Source organism: Pedobacter sp. (genome assembly GCF_031119335.1).
Taxonomy (GTDB): Bacteria; Bacteroidota; Bacteroidia; order Sphingobacteriales; family Sphingobacteriaceae; genus Pedobacter.
This window is the reverse complement of record NZ_JAVHXT010000009.1, coordinates 56612-63373: the sequence shown is the minus strand read 5'-3', so window position 1 is coordinate 63373 and position 6762 is coordinate 56612. Positions and strand designations below refer to the sequence as shown.

Genomic DNA, 6762 nt, shown 5'->3' with positions numbered 1-6762 from the left:
GTTACAATCCACCCAGCTGCAATAGCAGGAAACCAGCCAAAGCGTTTACCCGGCGCAAAGTTTTGTGAACCAGAGTAGGTGGCAATGGCATCTGCAAAATAACGCTGTTTGTAACCATAAGATAAACGATTAGAAATACCTTCTCTCTTGTCATCTAAACGGGTTGCAGAAGCCGAAACAGCACGTTGGAAACGGGTAGAGAATTTAAAGCTATGTTCTTTAAAACTATTATCATAATCGAAACCGCCCCAAAACTCGTTATTTCTTAAATTGTCATTAAATGTACTAGCTGCATAATTAAGAGGTGTTTCTGTACCATAACCTTGGTAAGAATTTCCACCCTGCCACTCGTAAGCAATGTAACTTTGGTTAAAACCATGCGTGTACAAACCTGTCATATCATAGGTATAGGCTAAGTTTAACGATAAGCCTTTTAACCAAGCATCTAATTTTTGACGGGCAGTTACTGTAGCTAATAATGTGCGATATACATCGGTTACATTACCACGTGCCTGCAACATGGCCAACGGGTTGGTTCTGAACAATGTGCTGCCACCATAAGAACCATTAGGATTAATTAACGGAAAGGCATTGGCAGGCGTATTAAAAATGGCTGTCAAAAAACCTCCGTTACCATCTCTAGGATAGCGCAAATTAGATACACGACCACCAACATCTAAAGTAACATCTAGATTTTTATTGATGTGCAAATCTAGGTTGGTACGGAAATTATATCTCCTAAAATTAGTATTTGAGTTAAAAGCAGCAGTTTCTCCACCCTTATATAAACCGTCCTGATCGTACATACTCACCGAGGTGAAATATCTGGCAAAAGCATTACCGCCACTTACCGTAGCTACATAACGTTGCACAGGCGATGCCTTTTTCAAAAATTCTGATGGATAATCTACGTCAGGATATAAATATGGATCTGATTTGGTATAATAACCAATTAACTGGTTTTGTGAGTATTGAGGTGCTTGTCCATCGTTTTGGCGTGCTTCGTTATATAAGTAGGCATAACCATACGAGTTTAATGGGTTGATTAAGGTGATTGGCGTTTGTACCCCACCCTGAGCATCGAAAGTTACTTTTGTAGCACTTGCGCTTCCACGTTTGGTAGTTACGTGAATAACGCCATTTGCTGCGTACAAGCCGTACCACGATAGCGAAGCTGCATCTTTCAATACACTGATACTTTCTACTTCATTTAAATCCATGTCTACAAAATCACGCGATACACCGTCTACCAATACCAACGGAGATTGCCCGCTGTTGTAAGAAGACCGGCCCCTAATTAGAAAAGTAGCATCATCTGTACCCGGGCGATTGCCAGTTTGCTGGATATGCAAACCCGATAAACGACCTGTTAATACGTTATTTAGTGTAGAAAGCGGAATTTGAGGCAATTCTTGTGTATTTACCGTGCTAATGGTTGCAGTAACTTCACGCTTTTTTCTTATCCCAAAGGGGATATAAACATTGTCATTATCGCCTGCTTCAATTAAAGATTTTACCAGTTTTAACGGTTCGTTCTCTTTAATTTCATACGCAGGTTTGTAAATGGTATTATAACCTACCATCTTAAAAACAATTCGATCGTTGTTGTTGGCTTCTATCTCAAATTCTCCTGAGGCATTGCTTACTACACCGCTCGTTTTTTCTTGAACAATAATGGTAACTCCCGCTATTGGTGCACCAGCTTGGTCTACAATTTTACCTTTTACATTTAGCTGCTCGGTTTGTGCTACAGCGGGCTGCAAAAAGCCTAAGCTCAATAACGTAAGTAATATGTATTTGGTTAGAAATCTCATCTAATTTTATGCTTTAGTTAATTACCAATTTGGATTTTGTTTTAAAATACCGTTGCTTTTAAAAACCTCTCTTCGAGGAATTGGATACAAGTACATGTGATCGTCAAAACGACGTTGATAAATTACTGGTAAGGTAACCACATTGTAAGTGAAACTTCCATTTGCATTTCTCACTACATCCATTGCTTTAATTGGCTGTGTAAGCACTTCCTTCGCTTTTTTCCAACGAATTAAATCGTACCATCTAAAATCTTCGAAAGCTAGTTCAACTGCTCTTTCTCTTACAATGGCATCTCTTAATTGTGCTTGGGTTAAGTTATCGGGTAGTTTAGGCATCCCCACTCTCCCTCTAATTAAATTGACTTGATCCAAAGCTTTTATTCTGTTGGCAGGTGAGTCACCGCTTTCATTAATGGCCTCTGCATAGTTTAATAACACTTCTGCATATCTGAAAAAGACAAAGTTGAACAAAGCACGTTGAGTGGCATTTCTTACGTACACTTCTGGCCACATTTTACGGCAATAGTACCGTGTTGCCGAGTAAATGATATTATTTGGTCTAAAATCGTTTCCGTAAGTATAATTGCCCGTGGTAGCATTAAGCTGCGACCACATCCCCATTCTACGGCCTTGCCACGAGGCATCGTTATACAATATGTTGGCATAAAAACGAGGATCACGATTTTCGTAAGGCTTTTGCGCATCGTATCCAGAGTTAGAATCGCTGATGGGTGCACTTGAAATAATTTCAGGCAATTGTGGTGATGGTGGGTTACTCCACTTTACGGCTTCGTACATATCTACGTGGTTTTGCGTAGGGTTCATAGAACCTTGTGCACCACCAGAACCAGGCGACATTACAAAGTCTAACAAGAAACCATCAATAACACGTGGCGGACGAACCTTAATCATGATATACTCTGAAGATTGAGACACGTTCATGATGTCGTCATAAGTACCTTGTAAACTGTAGCCCATTCCCATTACGGCTTCTGCCGCCGTTGCTGCTGCAGCCCATCTACTTAAATCGTTACTTGGATTGTTTAACGGACTTGCGGCATATAGCAAAACCCTAGCCCTTAATGCTGCCACGGCACCTTTGGTAGCACGACCGTAGTTTGAAGCATTGTAATCTGGCGGAAGCGCGGTTTCTGCTTGTTGTAAATCTGCCAAAATGAAATCCAAGCATTCTTGGTAAGTATTACGAGGAATATCGATATTTTCAAAAATGGTAGCAGGCTTATCAAAAATTGGAACCCCTCCAAAACGTTTAATCAATTCGAAATATAAAAAGCCCCTAACAAAGTGCATTTCGCCACTAACCCTTACCTGATTTGGAACAATAGTATTTGGCTCTGCCGCTTTCATTCTGGTTAAAACCACATTTGCCACTCTGATACCTGCGTAAGCTCTGTCCCAAACATCGCCAATATCGTTTAGCTGCGCTCCGCCACGCTCATAATGATCGTGGAACAAGCCTTGGTTCATGGTTCTTACTGCCACGTCTGTATTACCAGACACAGCCTCATCCGACAGTTGCGCAGTTGTACCACGATGTGCATTAAACCTAGCATAATCATCAATTAAGTGGTTATAGGCATTGTCTGCATAAGCCGCAACCAATGCCGGATCTTTAAATACCCTCTCTTCATCTAAATCGGCAGATGGTGTACGATCTAGAAAATCCTTTTTACATGAGGTTACCACAAGCGCAACAAAAAGGAAAATAATGGAATAATATCTGTTTCTCATGTTCATGTCTATAATTGAATATTTACGCCTAGGTTGTAAATTCTTGATGTTGGATAGATAGATTGTCTTGAAAAATCACCATTGGTTACATTGATGTTTTCTGGATCTAAATACATTTTAAAGCGGGTCCAAGTGGCCAAGTTTTGTCCAGTTAAAAACACCCTTAATGATGATATTTTTAAAGGTTCTAACCATCTTTTAGGCAAGGTATATGATATTTCGGCATTACGCAGTTTAATGTAAGAGGCGTCTTGTAGAATGAAATCGTTTAATTGGTAGCTAATAAATGTATTTCCTCTAGAGTGTAAAGCTGGCCATGTCGCCGTCGCTGCCGTTTGTGGTGTCCATCGGTTTAACATAAACTCGTACATCTGTTGTCCGTTGTTTTGCTCGGTTAAAATTACATCTGAGCTTACATTAGTTACGCCTTGGAACATTAGCGATACAGAAAATCCTTTGTAAGAAATGCGTGGAGAAATACTGAAAATGTATTCTGGCACCCTCGAATAACCAATGGCAGTCCTGTCATCGCTATTGATACGGCCATCTCCATTGATGTCAACGTATTTCAAGTCGCCAGGTATTGGTATGCCCAACTCATTAGGTATATAGTTATCAATATCTTGTTGCGAAGTATAAAATCCGTTGGTAACATAACCAAAGAATTGACCAACCCTACCACCTTCTTGTTTTTGGTAAGCAGGCTGACCAATAGGTTCATCTCTATTTAATATCTTGTTACGTGCAAACGAAACTTGGGCATTGATACCATAAGTAACCTCTCCTCTTTGTTTGTTGTAATCTACTTCAACCTCGTAACCTTTATTATAAACCTCGCCAATATTTAAAGGCGGGTAGCCTTGCCCCAGCATGGTCATGTTTGAGTTTCTGGTTGTTAAAATATCTTTACGAGTTTCGTCGAACAAATCAACATTTAAGCTTAAACTGTTTTTTAAGAATTTACTTTCGATACCTATGTTGCGTTTTAAACCTGTTTCCCAAGTAATTTCGGGATTACCGATAGAGCTATTTGGCAAGTAAACCACCGGATAGGTAACTACACTGGTTGGATCTCCAAAATGAACTGGCATACCCGGACGGGTGAAAGCTGGCGTTGATGATGTGAAACCCGCCGCATTACGTAAGTAACTGGTGATATAAAGGAAACGTTGTCCTAGTTCATCGCTACCTACCAAACCGTAGCTACCGCGAAGTTTTAAATAGCTAATCCATTTAGAATCTTTCATAAAGTCTTCGCTACTGATGGTCCAACCAGCAGAAACCGCTGGGAAGAAACCGTACTTTAATCCTACTGGGAAATTCTCGGAACCATTATAAGCTGCATTAAACTCGGCATAGTACTTATCAGCATAGTTGTAAGTTAAACGTGTTACCACACCTTGCGATGCCCTTGGTGGAGCAGTAGTTGCCGTTGAACCTTGTACGTTAATTAACTGGCGTGTTGCTAAAGCAATACCTGTGATGCTATGCTTTCCGAATTTTCTATCGTAATTAAAACCTGATTGTATATTGGTATGGATAGTACCGCCATAGTTAGCAATTAGTCCACTTAAGGGCTCATCTCTAGGTCTATCCCCAGCGAGTGTAACTTCCTTGCTGTCCCTATCAATTACATAAGCTGCCCAAACGGCATTTCTTCTGGTAGTATTCTCAAAATACGAATCGTAACCAAAATTAGTTTTGAATGATAAGCCTTTTACCAACTTACCCAAGTTGTAATTTACATTAAATGTGCTTTGTACGTTATTAAAATCATCGTATCTGGTTCCCCAACGAGTAAGTACACCCAATGGGTTCCAAATGTTAGTGCCAACGTTAGGATTTTGTGCCAAACGGCCATCAGGTAGCATTACCGGATAGGCAAAGGCAGGAACTTGCAGGATACGCGAAATCATGGCCTCTACATTATCGTAAGAAAACGAACCAGTACCCGAACGTAAACCGCTAGGCTGATAGCGTTTCTGTAAACGGCCTCCCAACTTAACGCCTACTTCTAAATCTTCGCTCAGTTTAATATCTAAGTTTGAGCGAAAATTGTAACGGTTATAATCTGGAGTTGATTTGATCTGGTATGGCGAATCGAAGTTCTTAAAGATACCATCCTCGAACAAATAACCTACAGAGGCAAAATATTTCACCATTTTGGTACCACCACTTACACTAACGTTATGTTGTGTTTGAGGGTAAAAATCGCGGGTTACGTAATCGAACCAATTGATATTTGGATAGCCCAAGGGATCGGAACCATCTTTAAATTTCTGCAAAGCATTGTCGCTCCAAGTTGGTGCCAAACCATCGTTTCTGTTAGCTTCGTTAATTAAATAGGCATTAGAATAAGCATCTAACGTTTTTGGAATACCTGTATAAGTTTGCAAACTTACATTGCCACTATAGCTTACTTTAGGCTTGCCTTCTTTACCAGATTTGGTAGTTACAATGATTACTCCGTTTGCACCTCTAATACCAAAAATAGCAGTAGAGGAAGCATCTTTTAATATGTTGATGTTCTCAATTTCGTTAGGATCTATATCTCCAAAATCTGGACGTTCGATACCATCTACAATTACAATAGCACCAGAACCATTATAAGTTGCCAAACCTCTGATATTGATTACCGCACTGTTTGAACCAGGTTGCCCGCTTCGTTGCACAGCCCCCAAACCCGGAGTACGACCAATTAAACTATTGGTTACGTTTGATGTTGGAGATTGTAAAATTTCTTTGCTGCTAATTGTTGAAATAGCTCCAGTTAATGTAGATTTCTTTTGCGTACCATAACCTACAACCACCACTTCGTTAAGATTGGTATTATCTTCTTTTAAAGAAGCATTTTGCACATTGGTTCCTGCGGGTACCGTAATTTCCTGTTGTACAAAGCCAATATAGCTGTACACTAAAACTGCAGCACCCGCTGGTACAGAAATAGTGTACTTGCCATCGCCATCGCTTATAGCGGTAGTACTTGCTGTTTTGAGCTTAATGGATGCCCCCGGAATGGGCAACCCCTGATTGTCTCTAACGATACCCGAGATTACTCTGTTTTGAGCAAATAGCATAAAGCTATAAGTAAGTGCCAGAAAGAGCAATGTTGCTTTTTTAGACTGACTACCTATCCCAGTAAGTATACGTTGCGAATAAAAACTAAATCTTTTGTAAAGTAGTATCATTCAAATTG

At 40.1% G+C, this 6762-nt stretch carries 3 protein-coding genes; all 3 read right to left on the bottom strand.

Annotated elements, in window-relative coordinates:
• Nucleotides 1-1814, bottom strand: a 1814-nt coding sequence (locus REI64_RS11060; protein ID WP_308850184.1) for a SusC/RagA family TonB-linked outer membrane protein, incomplete at its 3' end; no start/stop codon positions are given.
• Between the two features lie 21 nt (nucleotides 1815-1835).
• The gene (locus REI64_RS11055; RefSeq protein ID WP_308850183.1) at nucleotides 1836-3566 is read right to left on the bottom strand and encodes a RagB/SusD family nutrient uptake outer membrane protein; all 1731 of its coding nucleotides are present in this window, start codon (nucleotides 3564-3566) and stop codon (nucleotides 1836-1838) included.
• 8 nt (nucleotides 3567-3574) lie between these two features.
• The gene (locus REI64_RS11050) at nucleotides 3575-6754 is read right to left on the bottom strand and encodes a TonB-dependent receptor (RefSeq protein WP_308850182.1); all 3180 of its coding nucleotides are present in this window, start codon (nucleotides 6752-6754) and stop codon (nucleotides 3575-3577) included.
• Nucleotides 6755-6762: the final 8 nt, after the last annotated feature.